Genomic DNA, 13,075 nt, shown 5'->3' with positions numbered 1-13,075 from the left:
AAAATTCCCGCGATTATAACAAAAAAGAAGCTAGGGCATAACGGTGCGCTGAATTGGGTTTTGCAGTGAGATTAGTGTTTCGGTTGACTGGATAGACTCAATGGTTTGCACTTTATTGATAAGCACATCTTGAAGGTGGTCGATGGAGCGCGCCATCACTTTGATAAAAATGCTGTAATTGCCTGTGGTGTAGTAAGCCTCAACAACTTCTTCAAACTCCTTTAAACGTGCAATGGCTCCCGGGTAGTCGCCGGCATGTTTTAAGTTTATTCCGATAAAACAGCAGACATCATAACCAAGTCGTTTGGCATTAATGCTCACTTGAGTTCCCTCAATGATCCCCGCTTGCTTCATTTTTTCGACCCGAACATGGATGGTACCGGCGCTAACAGCAAATCTTTTTGCTAATTCTGCGTAGGGCGTTCGTGCGTTTTCTTTTAAAGCATGAAGGATGGATCTATCCAGATTGTCGATCTCATAATTTTCCATGTAAATATCCATTAACAATTATCGTTTATATAAAATTTATAGCATATTTTTGATGAAAATAATTATGTAAAGGTGTTTTTGTTGAGGGTTATTGATGTTTGTGTCGCTTTCTTTAAATATAGACTCAACAAAACGACAAATTCGGGAATGAGGACCTAACCATGTTGAGCAAGTATCAAGAGACACAAAAACAGATAGCACGAGTAAAACAAGTATTTTCAGCACAGCTAACCGAGCAATTGGGTTTAGTTGAAGTACAAGCGCCTATTTTGGCGCGTTTGGGCGATGGTATTCAAGACAACCTAAGTGGCCACGAGCAGGCGGTGCAGGTAAAAGTGAAAACGCTACCGGATGCGCAGTTTGAGGTAGTGCATTCACTTGCTAAGTGGAAACGTAAAACACTAGGCGATTATGGTTTTGCTAAAGGCGAAGGCCTCTATACGCACATGAAAGCGCTACGCCCTGACGAAGATAAGTTATCGCCAATCCATTCTGTCTATGTGGATCAGTGGGACTGGGAAAAGGTGATTTGCGAAAACAGTGAGCGTTCGCTGGCAAAACTAAAAGAAACGGTAGAAACCCTTTATCGCTCAATTAAAGCAACTGAAAAAGTGGTTGAGGATGAGTTTGGCATTGCGGCATTCCTCCCTGAGAAAATTACGTTTGTGCACAGTGAAGAATTACGCACTATGTATCCAGATTTCACAGCTAAGCAACGTGAAAAAGCGATTGCCCAAGAATATGGCGCGGTATTTTTAATTGGTATTGGTGGAGAGCTTGGTGACGGTAAGATTCACGACGTTCGCGCGCCGGATTATGACGATTGGTCAACGCCAACATGCGACAAATACCAAGGGCTTAACGGTGATATTTTGGTGTGGAACCCGGTGCTAGAAGACGCATTTGAGATCTCGTCAATGGGCATTCGTGTTTGTCCTGATTCGCTAGCAAGACAGCTTAAATTAACCGATGACGAAGCACGCTTGAGCTTAGATTGGCACCAACAGTTAGTTGCGGGTGAATTACCACAAACCATAGGAGGTGGTATTGGCCAATCGCGTTTAGTGATGTTGCTGTTGCAAAAGCAGCACATTGGTCAGGTACAAGTTGGGGTGTGGCCTGAAGAAGTACGTAGCAGCGTAGCCGATTTGCTTTAAACAGATCACGAGGTGAATACCTTGGTAGGCGCTGCTTTACGCGGCGAGCTGTTAAAAGATCGCGAGGTGAACTCGCTCCTACGGGGTGAATGCATTGGTAGGCGCTGCTTTACGCGGCGAGCTGTTAAGAGATCGCGAGGTGAACTCGTTCCTACGGGGTAAATACTTTGGTAGGAGATGCTTTATGCGCGAGCTGTGAAGAGATCGCGAGATGAACTCGCTCCTACTGGGTGAATGCCTTGGTAGGCGCTGCTTTACACGACAAAATAACATTCTGTTTTAGAGGAATAAATTTAGTACAGTGATAGGTTTCTGGGTTACTCACAGTGCTGAATTTATTCCTCGACTTTTCCTTATTCTCATCCCTAGTGTATTCTTATACGTTACTCGGTATAATGCCCGCTTTTAGCTCTGCGGCAGACTTGAGTAAACCAATACCACTCGGCCGGTACTAATTGTTGAGAATGACTATGACATCACCTACACGCGGTAATCTGTTTATCCTTTCTGCGCCTTCTGGTGCGGGTAAATCAAGTTTAATCAAAGCGTTATTGGAAAAGCACGACGATATTAAAGTGTCGGTGTCTCACACGACGCGTACTCCTCGTCCAGGCGAAGAAAACGGCGTACATTACCATTTTGTCTCGGTTGATGAATTTAAGCAGCTGATCGATAAAGGCGATTTCTTTGAGTGGGCACAAGTATTCGAAAATTACTACGGCACTTCAAAACAAGCGATAGAAGATCAGCTTGCCGCTGGTATTGATGTGTTTTTAGATATCGACTGGCAGGGGGCGCGTCAGGTGCGTGAGTTGATGCCAGAAGTAAAGACCATCTTTATTTTACCTCCTTCAACTGCGGAGCTAGAAAAGCGCTTAAATGGTCGTGGCCAAGACTCTCAAAAAGTAATCGCAGGTCGCATGGCTGAAGCGAAATCAGAAAGCTCACACTACAACGAGTTTGACTATATTCTTGTCAATGATGACTTTGAGCAAACACGCGGTGAACTTGAACATATTGTTATTGCCGCAAGACTTGAGCAAAAAGCACAGTCTATCCGTCATCAAGCACTTATCGCCGACTTGCTAAAATAATTACTTTTAAACCTGAGGTTTTTTAACCATCAATACTTGGCGAAAGGCTAGACATACAGTAAACTAGCCTTTTGCATAATGAACTGAATTTGGAGTGCTTCGATGGCTCGCGTAACTGTAGAAGATGCAGTAGATAAAATTGGTAACCGCTTTGACTTGATTTTAGTAGCAGCGCGTCGCGCTCGCCAAATTTCTGTAGGCGGTAAAGATCCTATGGTTGATGCTGAAAACGACAAGCCAACCGTAATCGCGCTACGTGAAATTGAGCAAGGTTTTGTCACCACTGACTCGCTTGATATTATCGACCGTGAAGAGCAGCAACACCAAGAAGCTGCAGAGCTTGCTGCAGTAGCTGCAATCGTTGGTGGCAATCGCTAATCCAACCACTGTCTAGATTCAATAATGCCAGCTTTTTTGCTGGCATTATTGTTTTATAGCAATTGAAATTAAGCAAATTGGTATAAATCGCCAGCACATTACACAACGCGTAACGCCTTTAATTTCCTAACAAGTAGCATAAATTGTTCATTGGCATTGCTGGTGTTTCATCGTATATTCTTAAGTAACTAGCTTGTAACCCGTTTTATACTCGCCGAGTATAGCTTCTCTGAAACATTGGAGTGTGAATGTATCTGTTTGAAGGCCTCAAAAAGAAAATCTCAGAATATTTGTCACCAGAAGACGTCGATTTGGTGCAAAAAGCCTATGTCGTGGCCCGTGAGGCACACGAGGGACAGACGCGCTCTAGCGGTGAGCCCTATATCACTCACCCAGTAGAAGTAACCCAGATCCTTGCGAGCATGAGGCTTGATCATGAAACACTCATGGCTGCGCTTATGCACGATGTTATTGAAGACACTGACTTTAGCCAAGACGACTTAGCGGAAATCTTTGGTGATACGGTCGCTGAGTTGGTGGAAGGGGTGTCAAAGCTCGATAAACTGAGCTTCAAAGATAAAAAAGAGTTCCAAGCCGAAAACTATCGTAAGATGATCATGGCGATGACGCAGGATATTCGTGTCATCCTTATTAAGCTTGCAGACAGAACGCACAATATGCGAACGCTAGGCGCTTTGCGTCCTGACAAGCGCCGTCGAATTGCCCGCGAAACATTAGAGATTTATGCACCAATTGCAAACCGCCTTGGTATTCATGATATTAAAAATGAGTTAGAAGATCTCGGGTTTCAGGCGTTATATCCAATGCGCTATCGTGCGTTACGTTCAGAAGTCGCAAAAGCACGTGGTAATCGTAAAGAAGTGATCAGCAATATTCAGTCTGAAATTGAATCTAGACTGGAAGAAGCGGGTATTCAAGGCTCAGTAAAAGGCCGTGAAAAGCACTTATACAGTATTTACCGCAAGATGCTGAATAAAGAGTTGATGTTTAACGAGGTGATGGACATTTACGCCTTTAGGATCAATGTCGACAACCTGGATACTTGCTACCGTGTGCTAGGCGTTGCGCATAATTTATATAAGCCAATTGAAACTCGTTTTAAAGACTATATTGCCGTACCGAAAACCAATGGTTACCAGTCGCTTCATACGTCGCTGGTAGGCCCGCACGGTATTCCGGTAGAAATCCAAATTCGTACTCATGATATGGATCATATGGCGGATAAAGGGGTAGCAGCGCACTGGATGTATAAAAAGTCAGGTGATAATGCCGGCCATACCGCGCAGCAGCGTGCGCGTCAGTGGATGCAAAGCTTGCTTGAGCTACAGCAAAGTGCAGGCTCGTCTTTTGAATTTGTGGAAAACGTTAAAACCGAATTATTCCCAGAAGAAATTTACGTCTTTACGCCAGATGGCCGTATTGTCGAGTTACCAATGGGGGCGACGGCAGTTGACTTTGCCTATGCCGTGCATACCGATGTGGGTAATACCTGTGTAGGTGCTCGTGTAAACCGTAAGCCTTATCCATTGAGTAAAGCGTTGGATACTGGTCAAACTGTCGAGGTTATTACTAGCTCAGGTGCACACCCTAACGCTACTTGGCTGAACTTTGTGGTAACGGGTAAAGCACGCCTTGGGATCCGCAATTACCTCAAGAGCCAACAAGAAGAAGAGGCGATCCAACTAGGCCGTCGTTTGCTCGACTCGGCATTGGGTGAGTATAAGCTAGATGATATTGCTCAAGAGCAAATCGACAACGTACTTGAAGAGCATAACCTCAATACCTTGTTGGAGCTGCTGGTTGAGATTGGCTGTGGCAATATCATGAGCGTATTGATAGCGAAGCGTTTACTGCAAGATGATAATGCGGTAGAAGATATTGCTAAACGTGCCAAAGCCGCGATAATCGGAACAGAAGGCATGTTGGTAACCTATGCTAAATGTTGTCGTCCGGTGCCGGGTGACGCTATCACAGCATATATGAGCCAAGGCAAAGGCCTAATGGTTCACCGCCAAGAATGTAAAAATATTAAGGGTTGGCGCAACGAGCGTTCGAAGTACTTCGTCGTGAAGTGGGAAGACAACCCAGAGAAAGAATATATAGCGGCGCTGCGTGTGGAAATTATTAACCACCAAGGTGCGTTGGCTAAATTAACCAATGTGGTTGCGACGACTCAAGCTAATATTGTCGAAATCGCAACGGACGAAAAAGAAAGTAATTTATACGTGATTGATCTAGGTATTACCGTGAAAAACCGAATTCATGTCGCTGATATTATGCGCCGAATTCGAGTGATGCCAGATGTACAACGCGTGTATCGTAAAAAATAAAGGAACATTAATGAACAAAGCTATTATTTCAACAGATAAAGCGCCAGCAGCAATTGGCACTTACAACCAAGCGGTAAAAGTTGGTACTGCGGTCTATTTATCTGGCCAAATTCCATTGGTACCAGAGACAATGGAATTTATTTCTGAAGATTTTGCAGAGCAAACGCACCAAGTGTTCAAAAACCTTATCGCGGTATGTGAAGAGGCTGGTGGCGAGTTACAAGATATGGTTAAGGTTAATATCTTCCTAACTGATCTGAGCAACTTTGCAACGGTCAACGAGATCATGGCTCAGTATTTTAGAAAGCCATACCCAGCTCGTGCTGCAATTGGTGTAAAAGAACTACCAAAAGGCGCACAGGTTGAGATTGACGGTATTATGGAGTTGCCTTCAACTAACTAACCACAGGTTAACTAGTTGTTAGATATATCTCTTCGCTCCAGTGTCAATCGCTGGAGCGGCTTTTCAAAAAGCCAACACAGTCCATTCATTTTCCCCTCGCATTACATTACAGGAAGTCCCATGACCGCAGCCAGCGCACTTACTAGCCGTGCATTGAAATTAAAAGCAAGTACTGCTGATCTTCACGACCGCATAGATAACAGCATTATGGCAAAAGACCCGTTTGCCAGCATTGAGCGTTATCTCCAGTTTTTGACTCTTCAGTACCTGTTTCTTAAAGATGTCGCTGCATTATATGAGCACCGTGAACTCTCTATGCATATTGACGATCTCAAATCGCGCCGACGGCTTGGGTTGTTGGAGCAGGACTTTGCTGACTTACAGCACACATTACCTGTGCCGTCTTTGTCGCCGTTTATCACAACTTCAACCGAGTTTGCGACTGCTTTGGGCGCGTTTTATGTCGTTGAAGGCTCTAAGGTTGGGGCCGCAATGCTTGGGCGTCAAGTGCAGGCGCGTTTGCCCGTCACAGGTGAGTATGGCGCGCGTTACTTAGCAGGCCCCGGAGTCGGGCGCGGCAGTGCGTGGCGTCACTTAATTCAATTTATCGATACGGTTGAGTTAACCTGTGCACAAGAAGATGCATTGATCACCGGCGCTCGTCAGGCCTTTATGCGTTTTCAGCAGTATCAAGCAGAGGTCTATGCTTAATACAATTGGTATAAGTTGAACGGAGAATAGCACGGTTGCAGTCGCGACATTACATCGCGACAGATTAGTGACTAGCACATATTGGTTGGGCAATCACAATGTAATGTATTTGGCTCAGGAACACATGCTAACGCCTTTGATGGGCAGACCATCGTTGGGCTATCGGTGTCACAGTTTAAGTCGCGACTACAATAGTAGGAGCAACCACCGCCAATCTCACGGGTCTTGTTGTTATCCAAAATTAGCTTACTACCTGCTAATGACTTCAGTTGCTTTTTGTTCAGTTTTAAATCCATCGTTTATTCCTTCAATTGATTTAGGGTAAAAGCAGCACAGATCACTATGACCTATGCTGTGGCTCGGATTTTTTAAGCGTTAAGTCTTCTTCACTTTCTTTAATTGGCGCAGGACGAAAACGTTCAACGTAAACTGTTGCTAGGAGTACAGTTATGACACATGAAAGCAGAATCGATTTAATGTAGGGGTAAGCCTTATAAAACCAATTCCAGCTCCAAAATTGTTTTGCAAAACTTTCATCTACTCCAAAGTATTCTAGATTTCGAATAATGTTCTCAGCTAAAGTTGCCAGATCTACTAGCATAAACAAAAAGAATAAACCGACCAGCAGAATATCAGCATGTGTCATATAGATATATTCTTGCTTCTCCGGGGCAAATCTATTTACATAATAGGTGGATAAGCGAACTCTATTTTTGAGATAGAAAAATACCCCAAGATCCATCAAAAGTTGAAATGATAATGTTAGGGTGTTTTTTACATAGGCTGGATGCTCAGCGAACCATAGTTCTGCAATTAACTCATAGCCAACAAATTCAATAGCAATAAATAGGAGTAATCCGATAGTAATATGTATTATATTTTCTTGTTCTTTTGCTATGTAAGAGAAAGATAAAACTAGTAATAGCAAGGGGATATCAACGAAACGTTCAAAATAAATATGAAAGTACGAGATCAATCCCCAAAGGGTTAGCATGATGAGAGCAAAGCCCCATGTTCTGTTCATTAGATAACTCCAAACTTCATACGTGTTAACTTCCTAAATCGGCTGTTACATTTTCTGTTTCTACTTTTGGATCGTCGCCAATTTTTCCTGTACTACCACCACTCACCAATTTGGCAGAAGTAATATATATAGGTTGGGTGTAAATTAGCTTATTTTTTGGTTTTGTGAGTAATAACTTTTTTACGAAATGGCGATTCAAGAGTTTCATATTAGTGTTCCTTGCGGTCTTTGCAGTGGGTTAAACTTGTTAATACTGTACCCTGAAAATCACCTATTGAGAATCACTTGTAAAACTGAGAGGTTTTAAATGTGATCTCTTGTTCAGCTGTTTGCTTGCCTGTAATCCCACCCCTTCTGGGTTTACTTTAGTCTTGATTGCCTTACTCACCTTTTGTGATTTTGGGATCTATTTTTAATAAACCGTCACTACCCCCCGATTACGGTATTTAACTGGTGAATATCGAGCACTTGGAGCTGCGTTGCCTTTTGAGCATGAAGGCTTAACTTCGGATCTTTTGCTGTTCCGCCATGACTTCCCCCAGTTACCTTCTTGATTTCATGAAAGTATATTTTTCTGGAGTTTAAATTTTTGGGTGTTGTACATTGCATTAATGAGTTCATTTATTTTTATCCTTTTGCAGCTCAAATCAACTAAAAACATGACTACTTACTCTTCCACTTTCTTTGCATCAGGAGAGGTCGGGCTTTTGCGTCTTAATTGGGTATCACTAATTAAGCTCCGCAGGGCTTGAAACTGTTTAATAATGGGAGAAAGGTCAATATCACAGTATTTACACCAAACTTGAAAGTGATCCCATGGTATACGGCTTACACCATTTTCATAGTTTTCGTATGTTTGGCGGCTAATACCAACAAGATCGGCCATTTGCTGCGTGGTTTTTTGGGCAGCAAGGCGCATTCTTCTGAGGTCATCACCGTTATATTTAAAATTGGGATTGCCCACCAATTTAATCCTTTCTTGTATGGGAGAGTATGTTCACTCTATCTAAGTTATTTTTATGTGTAATCTTTGTTAACTTGTAATTGTAATCAATAAAAATGTTTCTGCAAGAGGAAATTTAATCAGTCAATTATGGATATATCGCTCAAGAACCTACGTATACTTTTTACTTTATTTTCATCATTTTAATAGAAAAATGGGTTCGACAAGATTTTTTAGCGAGGCTTTTGTTACTGTAGTGTGAAATGAAAACAAGGGTAACAACTGACTGAGGGTGATATGGATTATCTACGTCAATATAACGACTTAAATATTCTCTATGAAGCACTTAAAAAATCGAGTCGCGGAGAGGTTGAGATAGCAGAGACGACCGCTAAGTGGTTTTCTCTTGTAGAGAGTACCTTATTTGAGCTTCAGGAGCTGGCGTATATGGAAAAGGCGTATATGCAAAAGTCACGAACCATGAATAATCTTATCGAACTGGTGTATGCCAGTGTTCCTACCACTGAGTAGGGTAAATAAAAGAAATAAAATTGTATGTTTTGCAGTGGTAAGAGTGCCAATCTAGCTCAATTAAGTATTGGCACTCTTTTTTAGTGATTTATATGACTTTTAGAGCTCAAATGGCGCGACGCCTTTGGCTTCCATCATATAACCTGTTTGCGCGATGTCGCCCTTCCAAGTAGAAACCTTAATCGTGCCACTGACTGTGATTGCATCATATAGGCTTTCAATCGGAACACCGCCTTTAATTTTGACATGAACAATTTGGTTTGGCGGCGGTGGTGGCACGTGAATACAAGCGCCAAAGTAGGGAACCAGCAAAAATTCGGTGATCACTTCACTGTCACCTTCAAGTGGTACAACAAAGCCGGGTAAGCTGACTAGTTGACCATCTAACTCTTTGACTACTGGGGCATCTAAGTCAGGTTGCACCCAATTTTGCTCGGCGCCATCATGACTTGCTGCGTCTTGATTGCTGATCTGGACATGCCCTTTTGGGATTAAATCTTCCCAGAATATCTCTTTAGGTGGTGCTGCGTTTGCGATACCACTGAATACCATCGCAGTGATGAATGCAATGAAGTAAAAAACGTGAGTTCGTGCGGTTAACTGCATCTTGATCCTCTTAGGTTTTAATTTGCATGCCATCGGCAAGCGAGTAAAAATAAGCACGGGCGGCAGGAATGGCGCCGATCAAAGTACCTGCGCCTATAATAACGCTTAGTAGCGTGAGTTCATAGGTTGAGAGCGCTGAGATACTTAGGACTACGCCAAATTGACTTTGTAGGCCGGATTGGGCAGCAATGAGCAAGGCATAAAAAAGCGCTACACCGAAAGCACACCCTAACACGGTGATAAAAATCGCTTCGCTAATGAGAAGCGTAAAAATATGCCAAGGCCGCGCACCAACGGAGCGTAGGATAGCAAGTTCTCGGCGCCTTTGATTCAACGTGGCGAGCAATGAGGTCAACATGCCAAGTAAGCTTATCAACACCACAGCAAGGGTAATGAGAAGCAAGATTTTTTCGACGATATCTAGCATTTCCCATAATTCTCTTAATGTCACCCCCGGCATAATTGCCAGCAAAGGCTCACCTTTATACTGATTAATATTTCTGCGCACTTGGAGGGTATAGAGCGGTGACTCAAAACCGAGTAAAAATGCAGTGATTTGCTTTGTTGAACCGATTAAATCACCGGGTTTGGAGTCGAGGTTGTGAACTAGAGCATTATTGTTTTTGCTGTCATGCTCATGCTCATGCTCATGCTCATGCTGCGTTGCATCTTGTTTTCGTGCAACTATTCGTGATGGCTTGCTGTGCCCTGAGCTATGCATACTCTCGATGGCACTTAATGGCACATGTAGCGTTTTATCTACCGGCGTTCCTGTGGCTGCCAAAATGCCAGAAATAACCAGCGGATTGTCATCATGATGATGGAAACTGGTATTGCCCATGCCATGAGAAATGACGATTTTTTGTCCCAGCTGATAACCCAGTTTTTTTGCGACCATAGCCCCAAGCACCACTTCTTGGCCATTGTGAAATGGTCGACCAGCGGCAAAGGTGAGGTGTTGTTTTTTAGCGTATTGATAATGGCTGAAGTAACTTGCATCTGTGCCCAGCACAGCAAAGCCTTTGTGGCTATCGCCTAAACTAATGGGAATGCTCCAAGCAACGCCGCGCTGTGCCTTGATGTACTCGTAACTTTGCCATTGTACGGCATTATTGGCGTGACCAATTCTAAATACGCTTGAAAGCAAAAGCTGAATATCACCAGTACGTGCGCCGACAATCAGGTCTGTGCCAGAAATAGTGTTTGCGAAGCTGGATTTTGCGTCTTGGCGTACACGCTCAACCGACAGCAGCAACATGACACTAATTGCAATGGTCACTAGAGTTAGGGCGACGCTGGCTTTTCGGTTTAGTGTACTTTTCCACGCAAGTTTGATTAGCATAGCGATGCTCCTTGTTGTAAATCAGGCAAGCTTATTTGCCTATCAAATAACGGCGCTAAACTTTTATCGTGACTGACAAAGAGAATAGATGCACTGTAAACCGCGGCTTGGCTAAAGAGTAATTTAATAAAGCCATCACGGCTGTCGGCATCGAGGGCTGAGGTTGGCTCATCGGCAATAATGATTTCGGGCCTGCCAATAAATGCGCGAGCGGCGGCTACGCGCTGCTGTTGGCCAATACTTAACTCCGCGACACTGCGCTGCTGAGTGTGCTCGTCTATACCAAGATCAGAGAGCAGAAGTTTGGCTTCCTGCTCAAGCGATTTATTCTGCGAGGAGATGTTTTGCCTGCGCTTTTTGGAAAATTCGCAGCCAAGAGTAACGTTTTCAACAGGCGACAAATAGGGCAACAAATTAAAGTTCTGAAAAATAGTACCTATATGGTCGGCTCTAAACTTATCTCGTTGGCCACGGCTCAGTGCGCTCGCGTTTGTACCTGCAATTTCAATTTCTCCCTGCTGGCAATCCAAGGTGCCGGCAATAAGTCCTAGCAAAGTCGATTTACCGCTGCCGCTTGGACCATGTAAAAACACGTGTTCACCTAGGGCGATATGTAGCTTAGGTATGGTTAGCACCGGGGTGCTCGACTTAGGCCATGTAAACTGTAATTGAGATATCGTAAGCATAACGCCTCAACGCTGGCAAATAATGTTGTGATGGTATAACAATAATGACTAAAGCAAAACTAAGTTAAGCTCAACAACAAGCGTGTAAGTTAAATTGTGATTTTTGTTCAGCTCGACTATTATAGCGACCCTAACCCCCTCATTATTTTGTGCCCTTTAGCAAGGCGCATCCTGTCATTGGAGTAACAATGAGTAGCTACAAAGTTTTAGACGTTAATGACGATCTTCCAATTCGCACTAAAGGTGCGGTTCACAGTGGTAAAGTACGTTCAGTTTATTGGTTAACCGACGCCGACAGTGCACGTTTAATTGAAGAAAAAGGCTATCAAGTCCCGGTTGGTACAGAGCTGGCAATTATGGTCATTTCAGACCGTATTTCAGCGTTTGATTGTATTTGGCAAGGTGAAAATGGTCTTAACGGTGTACCGGGTAAGGGCATTGCGCTTAACAGCGTTGCTTCACATTGGTTTTCACTTTTTGATAAAGCTGGCCTTGCAGGTAATCACATTGTTGATATTCCACATCCTTATGTTTGGATTGTGCGTAAAGCCAGTACGGTAAGAGTTGAAGCGATTGCGCGTCAATATATTACCGGCAGCATGTGGCGCGATTACGCAAAGGGCGTAAGGGAGTTTTGTGGCTTGCAATTACCAGAAGGTTTAGAGGCCAATCAAAAACTAGATGATGTCTTAATCACACCATCAACCAAAGGGATCATCAAAGGTTTAGCAGACGTACCAGAAGTGGATGACGTAAACATCTCTCGTAAAAACATCGAAGATAATCTTGCGGCGTTCAACTTTAAATCTGCGGCAGATGTGGATAAGTACGAGCAGTTGCTAACCGAGGGCTTTGCCCTGATCAGTAAAGAGCTTGAGAAGCTTGATCAGATCTTTGTTGATACTAAATTTGAGTTTGGTTACGTTGAAGATAAAGACGGCCAAGAGCGCCTAATTTACATTGATGAAGTGGGTACGCCTGACTCGTCACGTATCTGGGATGGCCCAGCTTATCGCGATGGTAAGATCGTTGAAAACTCAAAAGAAGGTTTCCGCCAGCTATTGATAAACAACGTACCAGATAGCGATGTGCTGCTGAATAAAGACCGCATGCCTGAGCGTGAAGCACTTGCTCGCGATTATCTTTTGCCAGAAGCTGTGATGATGTCGGTAAGCGAAACTTACGTTGGGATCGCAAGTAAAATCGTTGGCCGTGAACTAACGATCCCTGCTGATCCTCGCCAAGAAGTTATTGATATTCTTGATAAGCAGTACGGTTTAATAGATTAATTCCTTTTCAGTTGCCCTGATAGACAAGTTTATTAGGGCAATTTCCTCAATTCACTTGCTTTTCATTGCAA

16 protein-coding genes are annotated in these 13,075 nt (G+C 43.4%); 8 read left to right on the top strand and 8 right to left on the bottom strand.

What is annotated here, in order from left to right; all coding sequences use genetic code 11:
- Window positions 1-30 precede the first annotated feature (30 nt).
- Window positions 31-489, bottom strand: a complete 459-nt coding sequence (gene asnC, locus EXT48_RS16150; protein WP_010374296.1) for a transcriptional regulator AsnC — start codon at window positions 487-489, stop codon at window positions 31-33.
- A 161-nt stretch (window positions 490-650) separates the two neighbouring features.
- On the opposite strand from asnC, the gene asnA reads away from it, so the two are divergent.
- The 6 genes from asnA (at window position 651) to EXT48_RS16120 (ending at window position 6,583) form a co-directional block, all read left to right on the top strand.
- The gene (gene asnA / locus EXT48_RS16145) at window positions 651-1,646 is read left to right on the top strand and encodes an aspartate--ammonia ligase (RefSeq protein ID WP_010374293.1); all 996 of its coding nucleotides are present in this window, start codon (window positions 651-653) and stop codon (window positions 1,644-1,646) included.
- A 470-nt stretch (window positions 1,647-2,116) separates the two neighbouring features.
- Window positions 2,117-2,740, top strand: coding sequence for a guanylate kinase (gene gmk, locus EXT48_RS16140; protein WP_130165033.1), 624 nt, complete (start codon window positions 2,117-2,119; stop codon window positions 2,738-2,740).
- 102 nt (window positions 2,741-2,842) lie between these two features.
- On the top strand, window positions 2,843-3,118 hold the full coding sequence (rpoZ, locus tag EXT48_RS16135) for a DNA-directed RNA polymerase subunit omega (protein WP_010374289.1): 276 nt from the start codon (window positions 2,843-2,845) through the stop codon (window positions 3,116-3,118).
- Window positions 3,119-3,366: 248 nt separating this feature from the next.
- The gene (spoT, locus tag EXT48_RS16130) at window positions 3,367-5,469 is read left to right on the top strand and encodes a bifunctional GTP diphosphokinase/guanosine-3',5'-bis pyrophosphate 3'-pyrophosphohydrolase (RefSeq protein WP_010605866.1); all 2,103 of its coding nucleotides are present in this window, start codon (window positions 3,367-3,369) and stop codon (window positions 5,467-5,469) included.
- A 10-nt stretch (window positions 5,470-5,479) separates the two neighbouring features.
- A complete protein-coding gene (locus tag EXT48_RS16125) occupies window positions 5,480-5,872 on the top strand; it encodes a RidA family protein (RefSeq protein ID WP_010374286.1) in 393 nt (130 codons plus the stop codon).
- Window positions 5,873-5,992: 120 nt separating this feature from the next.
- Window positions 5,993-6,583, top strand: a complete 591-nt coding sequence (locus EXT48_RS16120; RefSeq protein WP_130165032.1) for a biliverdin-producing heme oxygenase — start codon at window positions 5,993-5,995, stop codon at window positions 6,581-6,583.
- 71 nt (window positions 6,584-6,654) lie between these two features.
- On the opposite strand, the gene EXT48_RS16115 is transcribed toward EXT48_RS16120, so the two are convergent.
- The 4 genes from EXT48_RS16115 to EXT48_RS16100 form a co-directional block, all read right to left on the bottom strand.
- Window positions 6,655-6,879, bottom strand: coding sequence for a hypothetical protein (locus EXT48_RS16115; RefSeq protein ID WP_130165031.1), 225 nt, complete (start codon window positions 6,877-6,879; stop codon window positions 6,655-6,657).
- A gap of 44 nt (window positions 6,880-6,923) precedes the next feature.
- On the bottom strand, window positions 6,924-7,607 hold the full coding sequence (locus EXT48_RS16110; RefSeq protein ID WP_130165030.1) for a hypothetical protein: 684 nt from the start codon (window positions 7,605-7,607) through the stop codon (window positions 6,924-6,926).
- Window positions 7,608-7,632: 25 nt separating this feature from the next.
- Window positions 7,633-7,815, bottom strand: a complete 183-nt coding sequence (locus EXT48_RS16105; RefSeq protein ID WP_045964906.1) for a hypothetical protein — start codon at window positions 7,813-7,815, stop codon at window positions 7,633-7,635.
- A gap of 459 nt (window positions 7,816-8,274) precedes the next feature.
- Window positions 8,275-8,592 carry a helix-turn-helix transcriptional regulator gene (locus EXT48_RS16100; protein WP_130165029.1) on the bottom strand — a complete coding sequence of 106 codons (318 nt, stop codon included), beginning with the start codon at window positions 8,590-8,592 and terminating at the stop codon, window positions 8,275-8,277.
- Window positions 8,593-8,847: 255 nt separating this feature from the next.
- Here EXT48_RS16100 and EXT48_RS16095 point away from each other — a divergent pair, with 255 nt between their 5' ends.
- Window positions 8,848-9,081 carry a hypothetical protein gene (locus EXT48_RS16095; protein WP_130165028.1) on the top strand — a complete coding sequence of 78 codons (234 nt, stop codon included), beginning with the start codon at window positions 8,848-8,850 and terminating at the stop codon, window positions 9,079-9,081.
- A 99-nt stretch (window positions 9,082-9,180) separates the two neighbouring features.
- Here the strand turns inward: EXT48_RS16095 and EXT48_RS16090 are convergent, their stop codons facing one another.
- From EXT48_RS16090 to EXT48_RS16080, 3 genes are read right to left on the bottom strand one after another with little or no spacing between them, the layout of a single operon-like run.
- A complete protein-coding gene (locus EXT48_RS16090) occupies window positions 9,181-9,687 on the bottom strand; it encodes a DUF3299 domain-containing protein (protein ID WP_010605860.1) in 507 nt (168 codons plus the stop codon).
- A gap of 10 nt (window positions 9,688-9,697) precedes the next feature.
- The gene (locus EXT48_RS16085) at window positions 9,698-11,029 is read right to left on the bottom strand and encodes an FtsX-like permease family protein (RefSeq protein ID WP_130165027.1); all 1,332 of its coding nucleotides are present in this window, start codon (window positions 11,027-11,029) and stop codon (window positions 9,698-9,700) included.
- Window positions 11,023-11,715, bottom strand: a complete 693-nt coding sequence (locus EXT48_RS16080) for an ABC transporter ATP-binding protein (RefSeq protein WP_130165026.1) — start codon at window positions 11,713-11,715, stop codon at window positions 11,023-11,025. Before EXT48_RS16080 ends, EXT48_RS16085 begins: the two co-directional genes overlap by 7 nt.
- 188 nt (window positions 11,716-11,903) lie before the next feature.
- On the opposite strand from EXT48_RS16080, the gene EXT48_RS16075 reads away from it, so the two are divergent.
- Window positions 11,904-13,004, top strand: a complete 1,101-nt coding sequence (locus tag EXT48_RS16075; RefSeq protein WP_045964896.1) for a phosphoribosylaminoimidazolesuccinocarboxamide synthase — start codon at window positions 11,904-11,906, stop codon at window positions 13,002-13,004.
- Window positions 13,005-13,075 lie beyond the last annotated feature (71 nt).

It is taken from the genome of Pseudoalteromonas sp. CO348 (genome assembly GCF_004208845.1).
GTDB classification, from domain to species: domain Bacteria; phylum Pseudomonadota; class Gammaproteobacteria; order Enterobacterales; family Alteromonadaceae; genus Pseudoalteromonas; species Pseudoalteromonas maricaloris.
This window is presented reverse-complemented; position numbering and strand designations above follow the sequence as displayed.

What these genes read in the sequence shown, in the direction of transcription:
- asnC (WP_010374296.1), bottom strand. Translation starts at nt 489, where the DNA reads ATGGAAAATTATGAGATCGACAATCTGGATAGATCCATCCTTCATGCT.
- asnA (WP_010374293.1), top strand. Translation starts at nt 651, where the DNA reads ATGTTGAGCAAGTATCAAGAGACACAAAAACAGATAGCACGAGTAAAA.
- gmk (WP_130165033.1), top strand. Translation starts at nt 2,117, where the DNA reads ATGACATCACCTACACGCGGTAATCTGTTTATCCTTTCTGCGCCTTCT.
- rpoZ (WP_010374289.1), top strand. Translation starts at nt 2,843, where the DNA reads ATGGCTCGCGTAACTGTAGAAGATGCAGTAGATAAAATTGGTAACCGC.
- spoT (WP_010605866.1), top strand. Translation starts at nt 3,367, where the DNA reads ATGTATCTGTTTGAAGGCCTCAAAAAGAAAATCTCAGAATATTTGTCA.
- EXT48_RS16125 (WP_010374286.1), top strand. Translation starts at nt 5,480, where the DNA reads ATGAACAAAGCTATTATTTCAACAGATAAAGCGCCAGCAGCAATTGGC.
- EXT48_RS16120 (WP_130165032.1), top strand. Translation starts at nt 5,993, where the DNA reads ATGACCGCAGCCAGCGCACTTACTAGCCGTGCATTGAAATTAAAAGCA.
- EXT48_RS16115 (WP_130165031.1), bottom strand. Translation starts at nt 6,879, where the DNA reads ATGGATTTAAAACTGAACAAAAAGCAACTGAAGTCATTAGCAGGTAGT.
- EXT48_RS16110 (WP_130165030.1), bottom strand. Translation starts at nt 7,607, where the DNA reads ATGAACAGAACATGGGGCTTTGCTCTCATCATGCTAACCCTTTGGGGA.
- EXT48_RS16105 (WP_045964906.1), bottom strand. Translation starts at nt 7,815, where the DNA reads ATGAAACTCTTGAATCGCCATTTCGTAAAAAAGTTATTACTCACAAAA.
- EXT48_RS16095 (WP_130165028.1), top strand. Translation starts at nt 8,848, where the DNA reads ATGGATTATCTACGTCAATATAACGACTTAAATATTCTCTATGAAGCA.
- EXT48_RS16090 (WP_010605860.1), bottom strand. Translation starts at nt 9,687, where the DNA reads ATGCAGTTAACCGCACGAACTCACGTTTTTTACTTCATTGCATTCATC.
- EXT48_RS16085 (WP_130165027.1), bottom strand. Translation starts at nt 11,029, where the DNA reads ATGCTAATCAAACTTGCGTGGAAAAGTACACTAAACCGAAAAGCCAGC.
- EXT48_RS16080 (WP_130165026.1), bottom strand. Translation starts at nt 11,715, where the DNA reads ATGCTTACGATATCTCAATTACAGTTTACATGGCCTAAGTCGAGCACC.
- EXT48_RS16075 (WP_045964896.1), top strand. Translation starts at nt 11,904, where the DNA reads ATGAGTAGCTACAAAGTTTTAGACGTTAATGACGATCTTCCAATTCGC.